The organism is Nostoc sp. (assembly GCF_036917135.1).
Lineage (GTDB): Bacteria > Cyanobacteriota > Cyanobacteriia > Cyanobacteriales > Nostocaceae > Nostoc.
On sequence record NZ_JBALEA010000053.1, the window covers coordinates 84,262 to 101,163 of the forward strand.

Genomic DNA, 16,902 nt, shown 5'->3' on the forward strand with positions numbered 1-16,902 from the left:
CGACGTTGGAAAATTGAGGATGCATTTTTACTCACAAAAAGATTGTTGGGTTTATCTTATCTGTGGGTCGGTGGCACTAATGGCGTACAAATGCTTTTTCTTTGCTACATGGATTTTCTATGCTGTCCTCAATGATTTCTGTACTGATGTTGCTGTCGCTTTGCAACAGCCCATTGAACGCATTTCTTTTGAAATGGTCTTTCGCAGTTTATATTTTTTCCACCGCGCACTCCTGAAAAACCCACAATTGCTACTTATCCCTTGGTTGGTTGAGTATCAACGCTCTATGGGCTTGGTCAAAGCCGTGCGTCGGCGACACCGACGCAACGCTGCAACCTCACTTGACATTTGGGCATCTGCCTTAACTTGATACCAATGGCAGGATGCCCACCCCACAATATTGGATAATTTATTTCTTGGAGTTCCCTTACGAATTACGAATTACGAATTAATTGCTCTCGTAGGTCTGCCCATTTGATACCTGCTAGGCTGGGTAAGACAACATGAGCCGCTCCAACTCGTTCGACGGGGCCGAGTCCTACTGCCCACATACCAGCAGCTAGGGCAGCTTCAACACCTGCTGTGGCATCTTCTACAACTACAGATTGCTCTGGTTCGATTCCTAGTTGTTTGGCTGCGTACAAAAATAGGTCGGGTGCTGGTTTTGGTTGCTCTACACTATAACCGTCTGCGATCGCATCTATTTTATCAGCAATGCCCAATCGCTCGATCACTGTGCGGGCATTCTTGCTAGCGGAACCAATACCAATCTTAATCCCAGCTTGCCGCAGTTCATCCAAGAGAGCGATCGCACCTGGCAACAAATCCTTGGGTGTCATATTTTGGATCAATTCCACATAATAGCGATTTTTACGCTCCATCATCTCCTCGATTTGTGCTTCCGTATACCGTCGATCTCCAAGGATCAGCATCAGGGAAGCACGACGGGATACACCCCGCAACGCTTCGTTAGCTTCCCGATTAAACGGTATACCCTCTTCATCCGCTAGCTTTTTCCAAGCTAAATAGTGAACTTCTGCTGTATCTGTTAGCACACCATCTAAATCGAAGATGAATCCTTTGATGTTGGGGATTGGGGATTGGGGATTGGGGATTGGGGATTGGGGATTAGGTATTGGGGATTGGTTATCTGCATTGTCTTCTTGTCCCCCAGTCCCCACTCCTTGATGCAAATCAAACTCGTGCCATAACCCTTTCCAATGTAGTTTAAACTTCAGGCGTGTCCAGCCTGGGGGGAGGTGCGGGTTGGCTACCGGACCATTTTCAGTGAATTGGATGCCGCCGAATCCAAAAATTACAGCTTGCCAAATGCCACCTGCACTAGCGCCGTGAATTCCATCCCTGGTGTTACCTCGGTTGTCTTCAAGATCCACCATTAACGCTCGCATAAATAGTTCGTAAGCTTCGGTTGATTTGCCCAAATCTGAAGCTAAGATGGCGTGAATTCCTGGGCCAAGGGACGAACCATAAGTAATATCGGTGCGGGGTGCGTAGTAGTCCCAGTTTGTCTGCAATGCTTTTTTGTTGTAGGGAAAATCTGCTGATTCTCGCATTAAATATAAGAGCATCAATACATCTGGCTGTTTGATTACTTGATATTTGTTGATTTTCTCAACACCCAAGATTGGTTGCATAGAGCGATCGCGTGGTTCATAATCTGCTAAGTTGATATCTTCCAATTGGAAAAATCCCTCGATCTGCTCAATTACTTCTGTTGATGGATCATAAAGGAACAATATTTTGGCGATGATATCTTGCCAGTGCGATCGCTCTTCTAGAGTAAGTTTTAATGTCTGTTCTAGTTCAGTGGCTCGTTCGGGGAATTTGTCAGCTAACCAATCATAAACTGCGATCGCTTTCTCTAGATGCCATTGCGCCATGCGATTGGTAAAGGCGTTATTGTGAACTAATTCATGGTATTCATCAGCTCCGATCACTCCTCGAATTTCATACTTTTGGCGCTCAGGATTGAATTCCACCCGACTACCCCAAAAAATCGCGGCATCCAAAATAATCTCTGCACCACGCTTTTGCATCCAGTCATCATCACCAGTGGCTTGCCAGTATTTCCAAACGGCGTAGGGGATATCTGCATTAATATGAATTTCGCGATCGCGGCACCAAATCCGCACATCTTCACCATAAAAATTACTTTCAAGTGCCCAACGTGGTGTCACTTCATCTCCGCTATCAGCACTTTCCCAGGCAAACATTGCCCCTTTATACCCGTAATGGGCTGCTTTGCGTCTGGCTCCTGGTAAGGTGTGCCAACGGTAACTGAGAAAGTTACGAGCGATCGTTGGTTGGGTAAACAGAAACAGGGGCAACATAAAAATTTCTGTATCCCAAAAAATATGACCGCGATAGCCAAACCCGGAAAGGGTTTTTGCCGGAATGCTCACTTTGTCATCATCCCGTGGCGCAGCAATCAACAACTGAAACAGATTGTAGCGCACAGCAAAAGCCGCCGTGGTATCCCCCTCAATGAGGATATCGCTTTGCTGCCAAACCTCCTGCCACGCCTGTTCATTGGCTTTTAGTAATGTTGCATAGTCTGGGAGGTGCGCGAGTTTTTCTTGAGCAGCTTGGACTGGTGTTTCAATGTCCCGCGAGGTAAAAACTGTCACTAATTTTTCTATTGTTACGGTCTGTTGCGCTTTCCCCAAGAAGGTGGTGCTTAAGGTTGGATAACCAGGTGCGGTATTGATTTGCAAAGATGCTTCAGCGCCTAATATTGTCATCTTAACTGCCATACCGAGTTCAATTCGGGAGCTACGGGTAGAGCGTTGCAACCAGATTCCTTGGTCAGTTTTGCCCTGATCTAGTCCTTCCCAGTGATTGAAACCTTGATTTTCTGGATAACCGTTGATGCTAGCTTGAATTTCGATCAACCCATCAAAATCTACTGGCGTTAAATGGCAGCGTAGCGCCAATACGTGGGGATCTGCAAGACTAGCAAAGCGTTCAAAGTGGATGTCTATGGTTTTACCACTGGGAGAGCGCCAACGCAAAGAACGGGACAGAAGTCCTTGGTGTAAATCGAGTTGGCGATCGTAGCGTAATATCTCACCTTGATCGAGACGGAAGCATTCGCGTAGCGTCTCCGTTCGCGCAGCGTCCCGCAGGGAAGGAGATTCGCTATTCACAATCACTACTAAGGGTAGCCAGTCGGGGCAATTTACCAGTTCTGTGTAAACCACAGGCACATCATCGTAGACACCGTGGATAAAGGTACCTGATAATGCATGAGGATAACCTTCCTCAAAACTTCCCCTTGTTCCAAGGTATCCATTGCCGATTGTAAAAACAGTTTCTTTAGAGTGTAATTGCTTAGGGTCAAACTGGGTTTCGGTTAATATCCAGTCTGTGTAGGTAAAGTGGGAAGTGGGGAAGGTGGGGCCCCCTCTGGGGATAAGGGGTAATGGGGAGTGGGGAATAGGTAATGGGGCATTGAGCATAGGGATTGGGGATTGGGGACTTTGAGGCAGATGAATGAGTCTTTAAACTCCGTTAATGAGTCTTTGAGGTGGATGAACGGTGTTCAAAGGTGGATGAACGGTGTTTCGAGGTGGATGAACGGTGTTTCAAGGTGGATGAACGGTGTTTCAAGGTGGATGAACGGTGTTCAAAGGTGGATGAACGGTGTTTCGAGGTGGATGAACGGTGTTCAAAGGTGGATGAACGGTGTTCAAAGGTGGATGAACGGAGTTCCGAGGTGGATGAACGGTGTTCAAAGGTGGATGAACGGAGTTCAAAGGTGGATGAACGGAGTTCAAAGGTGGATGAACGGAGTTCCGAGGTGGATGAATCAGTTTCTAATTCTCCTTGTCCCCAATCCCCAATCCCCACTCCCTCACCCCCCCTTATGCTTTTCCAAAATCTTTTCCGCTCTGGGTTTATAAATAAGGTGAAATAAGGCTTCCATATACCGATCTCTGGCTTCGTTATTTTCTGGAACAACAAAGTTCCAAAAACCAACCATTTTAGCAAGTAACAGTAATTGATTACTATGTAAATGCCAATTATATTTATTATGAATTCGTTGACTCATCCGTTCTGAAACTTCGCACCAATATTCAGAATGAGTATCGCATTGGTCAAGGAAGTCTAAAATTTTCTTTGCTGTTCCTTCTAAGTCTGTAGGATTAACATTAAATCCATTTTCTTGGCTATCGATAATTTCCGAAGAACCGCCAAACTCAGTAGTGAAGGTAGGCAAGCCGGAAATCATCGCTTCTAAAATACTCCGTCCGAAAGATTCAAAGTGGGCAAAATGAATATAGATTCCCTGATAATCTGCAACTACTCGGTAAGCTTCGCCGAGTTCATTGCTAGGGATACGCATCCCCACCCAGCGAATCTTGCCATCAAGATGATATTGATCAATAATATCGTAGAGTTTTTGAATTTCTTCTGCTTCTTCTCGGTTTATAGCTTGATCTGGATGCAGTTTACTAGTTAAGATAATCAGGTTACAACGCTCTTGCAATGCCTGACTTTTACCAAAGCATTCAGCTAAACCATTGAGATTATTGATGGAAGTGATGGTATCAACAGCAAAGATTGGTCGCTTATTAGGATGATCTAAGTGACCAAAAATTTGAGGGTCTTCGCGGCTAAAAAGTAGGTCGTGGATTTGTGTGCAAAGGTTAGAATCTCGGTTTTCTTTTTGGCTATAGGGAAAGTAAATATTTTCATTGACTCCCGGTGGCACTAAATTGAATTTATAACTAAACAAATCAATGCCATCAACCACATGATATAACTGTGGCATTGTAAACCACTTATACGACTCGTACTGACCGATGCTATCGGGTGTGCCAACAATTTCTTGATAGGACGATGTAATAATGAAGTCGGCTGCATTCATGCTGATCAAATCGGCGGTGAATTGTACCGAAAAGTGATATTGTTCTTCTAAATCTTGCCAATATAAATTGCTAAATAGATATTTAGGCTTTTCCAAAGAATGGGCAATGTTGCACTGGGTAACTTTCATCCGGCGAGAGAGGATAAAGGCTACTAAATTCCCATCGCTATAATTGCCAACGATCAGATTAGGTTTGCCTTTAAATTGAGTTAGTAACTCTTTTTCAGCATCGAGAGCAAATTGTTCTAAATAAGGCCAAATCTCAAATTGAGAAATCCAATTGTTAGTAACTTCTGGATTGAATTCACCAAAAGGAACGCGTAATATCCAAGCATTTTCAGTATCTTGGAGTTTTTCTAAAGGTAGGTTACAAGATGTCCCTTCACAGTTAGGGATTAGTCGAGTGAGAATAATTACATGGGGTTTAATGCCCAGCAAATCGAGTCCAGCGAGTTTGATTTGTTCACGCAGTTCGTTTTCTAAGCTGCGAGCTTGTTCGAGGACGTAGATAACTTGACCGAGTGTTTCATTTCTTCCCAAAACATCATCCTGTCCAACCCAGCCGTGAACGCAAACGAGGACAACGCGAAAGACTGCGGGGACGCGGGCGACAAATGTTTCTAAGATGCCGGGTTCTGGGGAGTAAATGAGTCTGTCAAGGAGTTCTAGGGTTTCGGAGACTCGCGCCGCAGTATTACCCCAACCTGGCTCAAAACCGAGTTCTTGAAGCTCAAAGTGGAATTTTTGATATGGTTCATCAGGCGATCGCTCACTCAGCAATTTGAGGGCTAGCTTAATTTGTTCGGCTAACTGAATACCGGAGGTAATGCGATCGCTCAACAACAAGCGAATACCATCGTATCGCAGCCCATGTAATGCTTGAAATAACATCTCTACCCAATGTTGGGAGTCAGTCAACAATTGACTACACAGATAACGGTTGAGGAAGGCTAAACCTTGACCGATATTTCTGGCATCATCGATTCTTAGGGAACTCTCATAGAAAGGGTGGAGGTCAATTTCGAGAAGATGGGGTTGGTAGCGGTTGACTAGGCGATCTCTCACATCTAGCAACGCTTGAGGTGTCATCTGCTCGAACTTACTAAAGTCGGCTGTCAGTTTCCAAACTTCTTGGTTAGCAATCTTTGGTCGAACTACGAACCAAGTACTTTCTTCTTGAAGAATTATTTCGTGGGTGTACTGTATCAGTTTGCCAACAGAAGAAGAGTAGTAAAAATAGGCTGGCTTTTGGGATTGATGACAGTAATCAGCAAAGGCTTGCAAAATCTCATTTCTCAGGAAATAATGCTTACCTGAAGCACTCAACGCCGAAATAAACTGATGTAGAGCAGTTTTTTCATCACCGTTGATCACAGCTTGTACTAGTTCATACATGATGACGAATTCCAGAAATTTAGCTAGGTCACGACCTCATTTTCTTTCCAGTCTTCGGTTATATGAGGTAGTTTTCCCCCATAATTTTAAGTAACTATAAAAATCCTCGCGTCTAGCTCTGGGGTGAAACGCTGCGAGTCTATGGGATGAGGGAGACGTAAATAAAGATGCCCGACTTCTTGAATCAGTCGGGGATCTTTTTGTTCGTAACTTCTAGTATAAATCTTATGAAATTATTAAGTATTTGAATATTTTCACTTTCTTCACAAGTTCCTCATATTTAAACACTATAGTAAAAATATAGACAGGTTGTTTTAAATATCTACGGGCTTTTCAACTGGCTGCCCTGATTTACGATAACACTTTTATTAACAGGGTTTGAGAAAAATATGAATTACTGTCCTTGTTGTTCAAGCTTACTTTTAGAACATATACGTGGCGCAGAAACTTACTGGTTTTGTCGCCACTGCTGGCAGGAAATGCCTGTTTATAATTGGAACAAATCCAGTTCATTCGCCGATGCTGTTATGGAAAAAATACCTAGAAAAGCTCAAAAACAAAAACGTAGAAGCGCTACTGTTTACGCAAGCCAATGGCAATCTATCACCGAATGGATAGGGCTAGAAGAGTTGTCTACCTAATACCAATTGACTGGAATAGGTTAGTATAATTATGTTTTGTGAATCTCAGTAATAAATTGCCATAGAATCTGTGACTCTAGCCCAACCATAAGGTATTAACTGACAGAGCTAAAGTAAATATTCACTAGGGTGTGTTACGGCTGTGTAGGAATTTGAGGCTTTGAGAAAGTCTAATTTAGTCGTAACACACGATATTTTCAGATGCGTTAAAGCAGCCACATAACGCATCTGAAAATATGGTTCACTTTATAAATCGTCTCTTACTTTAATAATCTCTTATTTATAACCCCCGACTTAATTCGAGGGTTTTAATGCTGAAAACTGAATTTGTAATTTTGATTTTATTGTGATGCTGCTAATCAGGTTTAGCTTCTAAATGCAGCCTCAATCTTCTTCCCACAATTCGTGATTCAGTAGGTCGATAATTCTATCTCTGAGTAGAAATTCGTTTTTTTCTAACTCAAGTTCAAAATTAACCCAGTCACGATGAGGAATATATTTACAGAGGGTATAAATTGGATGCTGACGGTTAAGAAGTCCCTTTTTAACAAGTTGAAGTGCTTCTTTCTTGATAACCTCAATGTCGTATTTAACCGTAGTATTCATAGGTCGTTCCTTTCTTTTCAATCAAGGAATTAAGAATCAAAACAATAGTTGCTTTGACTATCCCTTAAACTTATCAAATAAAATTGGAGAGAATTGTGAAGAATCAAGACATTAATCCTTGCTAGAAGTTAGATATGTCAGTAAGATAATCTTTTAGTCTCAAAATATACCTTGTGCAGATAGATTTTTGCAGAGTAAGAAGGCTGGCCGAACAAGCGGTAAATGCCAAAAAATGATGTAGATGCTCTCTAGGCGACTTGCCAAAAGGTAGGCTAGGGTAAAGAACACTCTCTCTTACACTTATGCTATGCTCCTAAATCTTGATCAAGTTCGCCAATATTTCCCCGCTCTAGCTGGTGAATGGACTTTTTTTGATAATGCTGGTGGGTCACAAACTCTCAAAAAAGTAGTAGATAGAATTAGCGAATTTCTCCTGAGTTCTGATGTCCAGTTGGGAGCTTCTTATGGGGTTTCTCAACTTGCAGGAGAACGATTAGCTCTAGCAACTAGGGGAATGGCTACTTTCATTAATGCCAATTATTCTAAAGAAGTGGTCATGGGTTCATCTACTACAATGATGTTGAAAGTTCTCTCAATTTGTCTAGGTCAAACCTTCACACCTGGCGATGAGATTATTGTTACTAATTGTGACCATGAGGCTAATATTGGGGCTTGGGTCGCTCTTGAAAAACAAGGAATGAAGGTTAAAGTGTGGCAAGTTCGCGCAGATACCTTGGAACTTGATTTAGCAGATTTAGAACCATTGATGAGTCAACGCACCAAACTAGTAACCTTGACTCATGCTTCTAATGTTCTGGGCACCATCAACCCGATCAAAGAAATTGCTGCATTTGTACACGATCGCAACGCCATGATTTGTGTAGATGGTGTAGCTTATGCACCCCACAGATTAGTTGATGTCCAAGATTTAGATGTTGATTTCTATACCTTGAGTTGTTATAAAGTCTATGGGCCACATCATGCTTTACTTTATGGTAAAGAAGAACATTTATTAAGATTGCCTGGTCTTAACCATTATTTTATTGAACAGACAGATATACCTTATAAATTTCAGTTGGGGAATGTCAATTTTGAATTAAGTTATGGAATGTTAGGTTTATGTGATTATTTAAGTGAATTAGCACAACTGCACTACGGGAGTGAAACTGCACCTGATTTGAGAAATCAAATGGTACAGGCGTTTGATTTAATTAGCATACATGAAGAAAAGATTAGCGATCGCCTCCTAAATTACCTCAACAGTAAGTCTAATGTGCGAGTGATTGGTCAATCAAAGGCTGACCGTCAATTCCGTGTACCAACTATATCTTTTGTAGTAGATGGAATCAATAGCTCGACCATTCCGGCAAAAATTGACCAACATTATATAGGAATTCGCTACGGGGATTTTTATGCTAAACGGCTGATTGAATACCTGGGGTTAGCATCCCAAGGTGGAATAGTCCGGGTGAGTATGGTGCATTACAACACCATTGAGGAAGTTAACAGCCTAATTGAGGCTTTTGAGCAGGTATTTTAAGACTGGGCATTAAGTAAGCTAATCGGCATTTAAGTTGCATAATCAGGGCGGGCAAGATGCCCACCCCACAAGATATTTAGAAAAATTTAATATGCAAATTAGATGTGTTTTAGCTTATCAACAAATAATTTAATCCCCAGTCCCCAATCCCCAATCCCCATTACTCGTTAACAAGCCTGACTTTTCACGGCTACAATCAACTTAAGAACCAAAGGTTCCCTTCATTTTTGAAAGAAGCTTCGAGATCGACTCCCCGTGAATAATAGAACCATGCATTGTTGCAAGGTACTTAATGGGTAGCTTTTCTATTGCCTCAATCCCCCGAGTGAAGCTTTTGCCTTCAGACATAAACCCGACTTTTTGCTGAAACTTAATGATAGATTCTGTAAGATCCTTTTCGGTAACAGGCTCCTCGAACTGACCAGGATGAGCTGCAAGATCGGAACAAAAAAGGATCTCCTCTTGCGGCTGATAGAATAGACAACCCTCCCATCCATGAGGAAAATGAGGAGTTTCAATAAGTATGATATCTCTTTTCCCCAAGGAAAGAGCTTTGTTATTCTTAAGAACCGTTGTTGGTCGCAACGCAAAGTCATCCATGTTCGATTGATTCAGAGGACTCACAATTGTTTTGGCTTCTGGAGCCGCTTCAAGCCACTGATTAAGCGCTCCGCACTCATCAGCCTCAAGGTGACATAAGGCAATGTAATGAAGTTTTGAAGGGTCGCAGACAGAGGAAACAAGCTGATACGTTTGCTCAAACCAATTTGAGCGACCCGTATGAATAAGCATAGGGCGCTCATCAAGGATAAGGAATTGACTGAAAACGAACTTTTTATTGTTTGAGATAGAAAGCTTATATATACTAGGAACTATCTCATCTATGCGCGTGAAGTTAGCATTTAAATGCGTAAACATTATATTTTGGGGTAAAAAAATCTGACAAAATCCAATTTTTGTTCACAATTGCGAATTGTGTTTGTAACTCTATATTATTGGTAGTGGACACGACTTGACTATTGGTTGCTTCATCCCGATTAAGCCACTGCTGAAAAATCAAGTTGCGGTCATCATCTGGGTGAAAAACTTCCCTACCAGGGAAGTGGGCTAGGGGGTTAGGTCACTCGATGATTTTTCCAGATGACGTGAAAAGTCTGGTTAACAAGCTGCAAAATTTGCACCTCTTCTTGTGGGGAAATTAATGTTTTACCTATCGGTATAACAGCTAGGGCATTGGTTTGAGCTAAATTAATTAAATTGCCGGAACTGTGACTACCTCCAGCTTTATGAAATTCATAGACACCATCAATTAAATGCAATTTACCCCAAAGGTAAGTTTCGCGCTTGCCATCCGATCGCAATTCATCATGCGATCGCACTTTCAAAAATACTGGTTCCCAACCTTCAGTAATTCCCGAAAGTTTCTTAATTGCTGGTAGCACAAACCGCCAAAATGTCACCAACACAGCAGCAGGATTCCCTGGTAAACCAAAATAAAGCGGGGAGTTTGTAGAGACGCGATTAATCGCGTCTCTACTGGGGAAGGTGGCGACGGTGAGGGGTTTTCCTGGACTCATCTGTACAGCCCGAATGTGAATTTTTGCTCGTGACTCTAGAATTTTCTCAACATAATCATAATCTCCCACTGAGACACCACCAGAAGAGAGAACTATATCAGCGATCGCAACAGCGTGGGTAATAACTTTCTCCAAAGCAACTGGATCATCTTTCACAATGCCTAAAATTAACGGTTCTGCGCCACTTTGTCTTACCAACGCTGCGATCGCATACTGATTAGAATCCACAATTTGCCCTGGTTGCAATGGTTGATCAATTGCCACCAACTCATCACCAGTGGAAAAAATTGCCACACGCGGACGACGGTAAACACTTAATTGCGGACATTGTGCTGCTGCTAATACGGAAATTTCTGAGGCATTTAACTTAATTCCTGCTGGTAGTAGTTGTGTTCCAGCTTGATAAAAAGATGCTTTGTGTCTGACAAATCCTTGCGGTTTTGGCGCATCCAGGATAAATACGCGGTTTTCCTCGCGGCGTGTCTTCTCTTGCATTACTACAGTATCCGCACCTGCTGGCATCAGGGCACCTGTAAAAATCCGCGCAGCTTGTCCTAGTTGAATCCTAGACTTAGGCTGATAGCCAGCCGGAATCTCTTCAACGATTTCTAAAATAGCTGGTTGTTCGGCGCTAGAGTGCTGTACATCTTCGTAGCGAACTGCGTAGCCATCCATTGCCGAATTATCCCAATGGGGAAAATCTAACGGGCTGGTGACAGGTGTTGCCAAAATGCGACTATCGGCTGTGAATAAATCTACAACTTCTATATCCCGTTGATCATCCAACGGTTGTACTAAATTTAAAATAATTGCTTCTGCATCGCTGACTGATAACATAGCTATTCACTAAACAGTGGACATTGCAAGACTTCTAGTATATCTACTGGACAGATAGCCAGCTTAAGCGAAAGCTACGTTTTGAGAATCATGATACCTACGGGTGCTTTCTAGCTTGTAGCTCTGTCGTCAAAGATTAAACAGGTCTATTTGGTTAAACCAGTGTCTTTGACTTAAAAAGTTCTCAAAACATTGGCGAGGAAAACATAACTCCAGCAATGGAAGGACAAAATGTCTAATTTCGTATTTGTACTTGACACCAACAAACAACTATTAAATCCAATACTACCAGGACAGGCAAGGCGGTTATTGAACATGCAACAAGCAGCAGTATATCGCCGTTACCCATTCACAATTATCTTGAAATATGCAGTTACTACCCCCGTAGAACCGCACCAATTAAAAATAGATCCAGGTTCCAAGATAACTGGGCTAGCAATTGTGCAGGGTGAAAAAGTTATCTGGGGTGCGGAGTTAACCCACCGGGGACAACAAATAAAAAATGATTTAGAATCGCGCCGCGCTATTCGGCACAGAACACCTTGTAAGACTTTCTTTGGTTTCCAGACTGGCGACATGGTACGGGCAGTTATACCAACAGGGAAGTTTGCAGGCACTCATGTTGGTAGATTAACCGTCCGAGAAAGTGGCGTGTTTGAGATGAAAACGCCGATGGGCAAAGTTAGCCCAGTTCGATATAAGTACTGTAAATCAATTCACCGCAATGATGGTTAGATGTATGGGTTTTCCACAAATGTCCACTGATTCAGCGATTAGAGGAATACCGATCGCCTCCGACTTTTTACCTTTATCCCTGTAAAGTAACACTGACGACTCAATCAACAGAGCAAATACACTAATTATGAATTCCGCAAAGCGCTAATAGCTTTCTTCTGCTTGATGCTAAATCCCAAACTAGACACTGCTAGTAAACCGATAATTATGCTTCCTTCGGGGACTTTGGATACCTGAACCGAATTGTTGCTTAAATCTAGTATTTGCTTTGTCCCTGCGGCATCTCTACTGTTAAAACCAAATTCTTTACCTAGAACCTCATCACTAAAACCTTCATTGATGAGTGCCAGATTATTATTGAGCCATGTATCACCAGGAAGGTTATCATCTTTGCCAACATCAAATTGGCCAAAGATTTGCTCTTTAGTGCTATCAAAGTTGAATCTCAAAAAGCTGTAGTTCGATACGCCATTAACCACTGGAGTAAAACTATTTATGAGAGTACTGAATGGATTAAAGAAGGAAATTGAGAGGGACTGCAAATTCTTCGTAACTCCCAAACCTGCTTCAGAAATGACGCTGGGAGCAGTTGTTGTATCATAGTTAAATGAACCTTGAACTAAGTAACCACCGTTTCCTTTCCAGTTAAATTTAAACTCAGTAGCATGAACTACGTCATTAGGGGTTATGGCGATCGCTAACGCTAAACCAATAGTCGTCACTATACTAATAGCTGTTTTAGTAAACAGATGTTTCATAGATACAACTTGCAAGTCAATTAAAATTAAGTTCTTACAACAATACAATATCTCCCTACCCCTAAATAAAATACTTGTTTTGTATGACAATCGAACGAGTTCCCCAAAAACACTATCCCAAGGCTGAGATTGGGCGACGAGGTATGGCATTAGGGCTTGATTTCCTTGGTGTCTGGTTAGTCAGTTCCCTGCTGGGAGGCGGCGATATCGGGATTCAATTTGTGGAAATCTTAGTTTTTGTCATACTTTGGCTAGTTTCGCGGGTGCTAGTGCCATATAACAATCAAGGGCAAAGTTTAGGGCGTTGGGCGTTCGATTTAAAGGTGCTGGAAGTCGAAGATGGGCAAATCATGGGTAGAATTCCCGATTTGCTCTCACTGGTGAAGCGAGAGGCGATTATCGGCTTGGGTGCCCTTTTCGTGTCAATTGCCCTGAGCAATATTAGAGCCAATCCCACTGCTATACTGCTAATAATTCCCCTGGCAATTGATTGTGGCAGTGCCTTCTCTGATGCCCAGATGCAGCAGGCTTTACACGATCGCTATTGTGGAACTTTCGTCGTTTCATCGCGTCGTGGCTACTCGCTCGATATAAAAATTAAAAGATTAGTTGATAATATACGGCGGAATGTGAGAAGATAGTCATTTGTGTTAATTCTCTTCAGGCTTCACTGTTTGTAAGATTATGGCTAAGAGTAAAGGTGCCCGCATTATTGTGACACTAGAGTGTACCGAGTGTCGGACAAATTCAGATAAGCGTTCTGCTGGTGTCTCACGTTATACCAGTACAAAGAATCGCCGCAACACCACTAACCGGCTAGAACTGAAAAAGTTCTGCACCCACTGCAACAAACATACCGTTCATAAGGAAATTAAGTAAAGATGAGTTATTTCCGTCGTCGCCTTTCTCCGATTAAGCCAGGAGACCCAATCGATTATAAAGATGTTGATTTATTGCGTAAGTTTCTCACCGAACGGGGTAAAATACTCCCACGTCGAATTACTGGGCTGACATCTCAGCAACAGCGAGAGTTGACATTAGCAATTAAGCGATCGCGGATTGTGGCCTTGTTGCCATTTATCAATGCGGAAGGCTAAAAAGGGTGATGAGTGATGAGTGATGAGTGATGAGTTAAGAATTAAAATTCCTAACTCCTAACTCCTAACTCCTAACTTAAAACTATTTAAACTGTTCACCAAATTAAAGTGCGAGAGTTGTGGAGAAGGGGACGCTAGTTGAATTTAGGGTTCAAGGCGATCGCCGTCTGGGCATCGTAGAACGTCCAGACGGTAAAACCCGCTGGTTTGTGGTAGACGAACGTGGTCAATCCCACAGCCTCGCGCCTAAACAAATAAGCTATACAGTTACCGGACAGACTTACAAGCCCTCTGAGATTGCCAGCTTTTTGGATCAGGTCAAGCCTTATTTAGACCCATCTAGCTTAGAAGTGGCTTGGGAATTACTGGTTGAAGATGGGGAAACAGTCACCCCAGACCAAATGGCGAATCTGCTATTTTCAGAATCAGCCGCGCCTCCTTGTTATGCCGCCTATTGCTTGTTATCAGACGATAAACTCTATTTCAAGCAAAAAGGAGACGCTTACGAGCCGCGAACTGCTGCTCAAGTGGCAGAACGCCAGCACCAGATCGAAATAGAGGCACTAAAAGCTAAGGGACAGCAGGAATTTTTAACTCGTGTAGAGCGGGCACTCAAAGGTGAAGCAGTAGAGTGGGGGCGTCACGATCGCCAGCGCTTAGAAGGACTAGAAAAATACGCAGCGCTAATCGCTGACACGGTGCGGACGGGGGTTAATTATGACTCCTTAGCTCGTGCTTATCCGCCCAGCGCTCCAGTATTAGAAACAATGACGATGCTGGGGCGGCCAACAACACCCCAAGGAGCCTTTCAATTATTAGTAGATTTAGGTCACTGGAGTCCTTATGAAAACTTGTTCCTGCGTCGTTCTTCAATTCCGATTCAATTTCCTCATAAGGTATTAGAAGTGGCGCAACAGCGTTTGGATTTCCCGCCCATTGACTCAGATACAACAAACCGCCTGGATCTGACTCACCTGAAGGTGTACACCATTGATGACGAAACTACCACAGAGATCGACGATGGTCTAAGTTGGGAAGTACTGGCCGATGGACGGGAACGCCTGTGGGTGCATATTGCCGATCCCACTAGATGGTTAGTACCAGAAGATGAATTAGATTTGGAAGCCAGAAAGCGGGGTAGTACAGTCTACTTACCTACGGGGATGATTCCCATGTTTCCAGAGGTATTGGCAACTGGGCCAATGAGCCTGATTCAGGGAAAAATTTGTTGCGCCCTCAGTTTCGGGATTGTTTTAGGTACAAGTGGGGGAGTAGAAGATTACAGCATTCATACCAGCTTGATTAAGCCGACTTATCGCCTCACCTACGAAGATGTAGATGAAATGCTGCAATTACGCGTACAAGCAGAACCGGAAATTGCGGCGATCGCTACTTGGGCACAACGGCGGAGAGCTTGGCGTTACGCTCAAGGGGCAATTAGCATCACCATGCCCGAAGCGACGATCAAAGTCAAAGGAGAGGAAATCCACATTGACATTTTGGACGATTCCCCATCGCGGCAAGTGGTAGCAGAAATGATGATTGTTGCCGGTGAAGTTGCGGCTCGTTATGGTAAAACTCATAACATACCTTTGCCCTTTCGCGGTCAGCCGCAACCAGAATTACCTCCCGATGAAGAATTGCTGCTACTTCCGGCGGGATTCGTTCGCGCTTGCGCCATGCGTCGTTGTATGCCCAAGAGTGAAATGAGTATTACGCCTTTGCGTCATGCTGGTTTGGGTTTGGATACCTATACTCAAGCAACTTCTCCCATCCGTCGGTATAGTGACTTACTTACCCACTTCCAAATTAAAGCCCATTTGCGGGGTGAAGTTCTGCCATTTTCCGCAGAACAACTAAAAGAAGTAATGATGAATGTCACCAGCATTACCCAAGAGGTGACGATGGTGGAACGGCAAACTAATAGATATTATGCTCTAGAGTATTTACGCCGTCATCCTGAAGAAACTTGGGATGTGACAGTGTTGATGTGGCTGCGGGAAGACAGCAACTTAGCCTTAATTTTGATAGAAGATTTGGGCTTACAGTTACCAATGGCTTTCAAACGTTCTGTGAAATTGGGCGAACAGATATTAGTGAAAGTTAGCCATGCCGATCCACAAAAAGATATGATCCAGTTTCAAGAAATAATTTATCAAGAAGCTCAAACAGCAGGGAATTAACCTTGCTCCAACTCCTTTCGGTTAGGATATAGATTAAAGAGATTAATCGCTATACAGCACTTACGGCAGCTATGAGGTACATCCTCAAAGCTGAAAGCTATGCTAAAAGAGGGGCAAGGAGAAAACTGTATTGCATAATAGCGGGAAGCGCTGTATTATCCGCTACAATCCTGATGCGGCTCCAAGACTCAAAGAAAAAATTAAATAGCAGTGTAGACTGTTGGCTCATTTTCCTAATATGGGGCAAAGTTTCGATAATTTTGCCAGTGGTTTACGGAGTTTCCCAAGAAGATTACTTAATATTTTATCGTCCCATTGATGGCGGCGTGGAAAGTGTACATATTGTCAGTGGTTATCGGGATTTAGAGACAGTTTTTTTAACTGATGATATTCCTTAAGATTGTATTTGATGTAAGCGATCGCTATCTCTAACCAATATGTCAAAAAATCATCATAAAGTAATTATTTTTGATACCACCATGCGTGATGGAGAATTAACGCCTGGTGTGAAGATGGATTTGCAACAAAAAATCACTATCTCCCAATTATATCATGTCCGCATAATCGCTTACGATAAAAGTAATGAGTATAAATATGACTTATGCCGAAACGAATCAATATAGCCGAGCATTCAAATATCTC

The 16,902-nt window shown here is 42.8% G+C and carries 16 protein-coding genes; 9 read left to right on the plus strand and 7 right to left on the minus strand.

The window, feature by feature from the left end; all coding sequences use genetic code 11:
- Positions 1-79: 79 nt before the first annotated feature.
- Entirely contained in the window at positions 80-370 is a 291-nt protein-coding gene (locus tag V7K50_RS30730) for a hypothetical protein (RefSeq protein WP_442944605.1), read from the plus strand.
- A gap of 64 nt (positions 371-434) precedes the next feature.
- Here V7K50_RS30730 and pgmB read toward each other — a convergent pair whose 3' ends face one another.
- The 3 genes from pgmB to V7K50_RS15675 are packed head-to-tail and all read right to left on the minus strand — an operon-like array spanning position 435 to position 6,286.
- The gene (pgmB, locus tag V7K50_RS15665) at positions 435-3,479 is read right to left on the minus strand and encodes a beta-phosphoglucomutase (protein WP_334961482.1); all 3,045 of its coding nucleotides are present in this window, start codon (positions 3,477-3,479) and stop codon (positions 435-437) included.
- A 52-nt stretch (positions 3,480-3,531) separates the two neighbouring features.
- Positions 3,532-3,870, minus strand: coding sequence for a hypothetical protein (locus V7K50_RS15670; RefSeq protein ID WP_334961484.1), 339 nt, complete (start codon positions 3,868-3,870; stop codon positions 3,532-3,534).
- 4 nt (positions 3,871-3,874) lie between these two features.
- Positions 3,875-6,286: a sucrose synthase gene (locus V7K50_RS15675; protein ID WP_334961486.1), complete on the minus strand. Its 2,412-nt coding sequence runs from the start codon at positions 6,284-6,286 to the stop codon at positions 3,875-3,877.
- A gap of 435 nt (positions 6,287-6,721) precedes the next feature.
- On the opposite strand from V7K50_RS15675, the gene V7K50_RS15680 reads away from it, so the two are divergent.
- On the plus strand, positions 6,722-6,904 hold the full coding sequence (locus V7K50_RS15680; protein ID WP_334961488.1) for a hypothetical protein: 183 nt from the start codon (positions 6,722-6,724) through the stop codon (positions 6,902-6,904).
- Positions 6,905-7,311: 407 nt separating this feature from the next.
- On the opposite strand, the gene V7K50_RS15685 is transcribed toward V7K50_RS15680, so the two are convergent.
- Positions 7,312-7,533 (minus strand): DUF4327 family protein, encoded by a 222-nt coding sequence (locus V7K50_RS15685; RefSeq protein ID WP_334801200.1) that lies wholly within the window; start codon positions 7,531-7,533, stop codon positions 7,312-7,314.
- Between the two features lie 307 nt (positions 7,534-7,840).
- On the opposite strand from V7K50_RS15685, the gene V7K50_RS15690 reads away from it, so the two are divergent.
- Entirely contained in the window at positions 7,841-9,073 is a 1,233-nt protein-coding gene (locus V7K50_RS15690; protein ID WP_334961490.1) for a cysteine desulfurase-like protein, read from the plus strand.
- Positions 9,074-9,274: 201 nt separating this feature from the next.
- Here the strand turns inward: V7K50_RS15690 and V7K50_RS15695 are convergent, their stop codons facing one another.
- Both V7K50_RS15695 and V7K50_RS15700 read right to left on the minus strand, forming a co-directional pair.
- On the minus strand, positions 9,275-9,991 hold the full coding sequence (locus V7K50_RS15695) for a hypothetical protein (RefSeq protein WP_334961492.1): 717 nt from the start codon (positions 9,989-9,991) through the stop codon (positions 9,275-9,277).
- Positions 9,992-10,188: 197 nt separating this feature from the next.
- Positions 10,189-11,487: a molybdopterin molybdotransferase MoeA gene (locus V7K50_RS15700; protein WP_334961494.1), complete on the minus strand. Its 1,299-nt coding sequence runs from the start codon at positions 11,485-11,487 to the stop codon at positions 10,189-10,191.
- A 231-nt stretch (positions 11,488-11,718) separates the two neighbouring features.
- Between V7K50_RS15700 and V7K50_RS15705 the strand changes: the two genes are divergently transcribed.
- On the plus strand, positions 11,719-12,222 hold the full coding sequence (locus V7K50_RS15705) for an RRXRR domain-containing protein (protein WP_334961496.1): 504 nt from the start codon (positions 11,719-11,721) through the stop codon (positions 12,220-12,222).
- 125 nt (positions 12,223-12,347) lie between these two features.
- Here the strand turns inward: V7K50_RS15705 and V7K50_RS15710 are convergent, their stop codons facing one another.
- Positions 12,348-12,980, minus strand: a complete 633-nt coding sequence (locus tag V7K50_RS15710; RefSeq protein ID WP_334961498.1) for a hypothetical protein — start codon at positions 12,978-12,980, stop codon at positions 12,348-12,350.
- An 83-nt stretch (positions 12,981-13,063) separates the two neighbouring features.
- Between V7K50_RS15710 and V7K50_RS15715 the strand changes: the two genes are divergently transcribed.
- From V7K50_RS15715 to V7K50_RS15735, 5 genes are all read left to right on the plus strand, one after another.
- On the plus strand, positions 13,064-13,621 hold the full coding sequence (locus V7K50_RS15715) for an RDD family protein (RefSeq protein ID WP_334961500.1): 558 nt from the start codon (positions 13,064-13,066) through the stop codon (positions 13,619-13,621).
- Between the two features lie 43 nt (positions 13,622-13,664).
- Positions 13,665-13,859, plus strand: coding sequence for a 50S ribosomal protein L33 (gene rpmG, locus V7K50_RS15720; protein ID WP_094333178.1), 195 nt, complete (start codon positions 13,665-13,667; stop codon positions 13,857-13,859).
- A gap of 2 nt (positions 13,860-13,861) precedes the next feature.
- Complete coding sequence (gene rpsR, locus V7K50_RS15725) at positions 13,862-14,077, plus strand: 30S ribosomal protein S18 (protein ID WP_334801031.1); 216 nt, start codon at positions 13,862-13,864, stop codon at positions 14,075-14,077.
- A 119-nt stretch (positions 14,078-14,196) separates the two neighbouring features.
- The gene (locus V7K50_RS15730; protein ID WP_334961502.1) at positions 14,197-16,260 is read left to right on the plus strand and encodes a ribonuclease catalytic domain-containing protein; all 2,064 of its coding nucleotides are present in this window, start codon (positions 14,197-14,199) and stop codon (positions 16,258-16,260) included.
- 260 nt (positions 16,261-16,520) lie between these two features.
- On the plus strand, positions 16,521-16,658 hold the full coding sequence (locus V7K50_RS15735; RefSeq protein WP_334961504.1) for a hypothetical protein: 138 nt from the start codon (positions 16,521-16,523) through the stop codon (positions 16,656-16,658).
- Positions 16,659-16,902 lie beyond the last annotated feature (244 nt).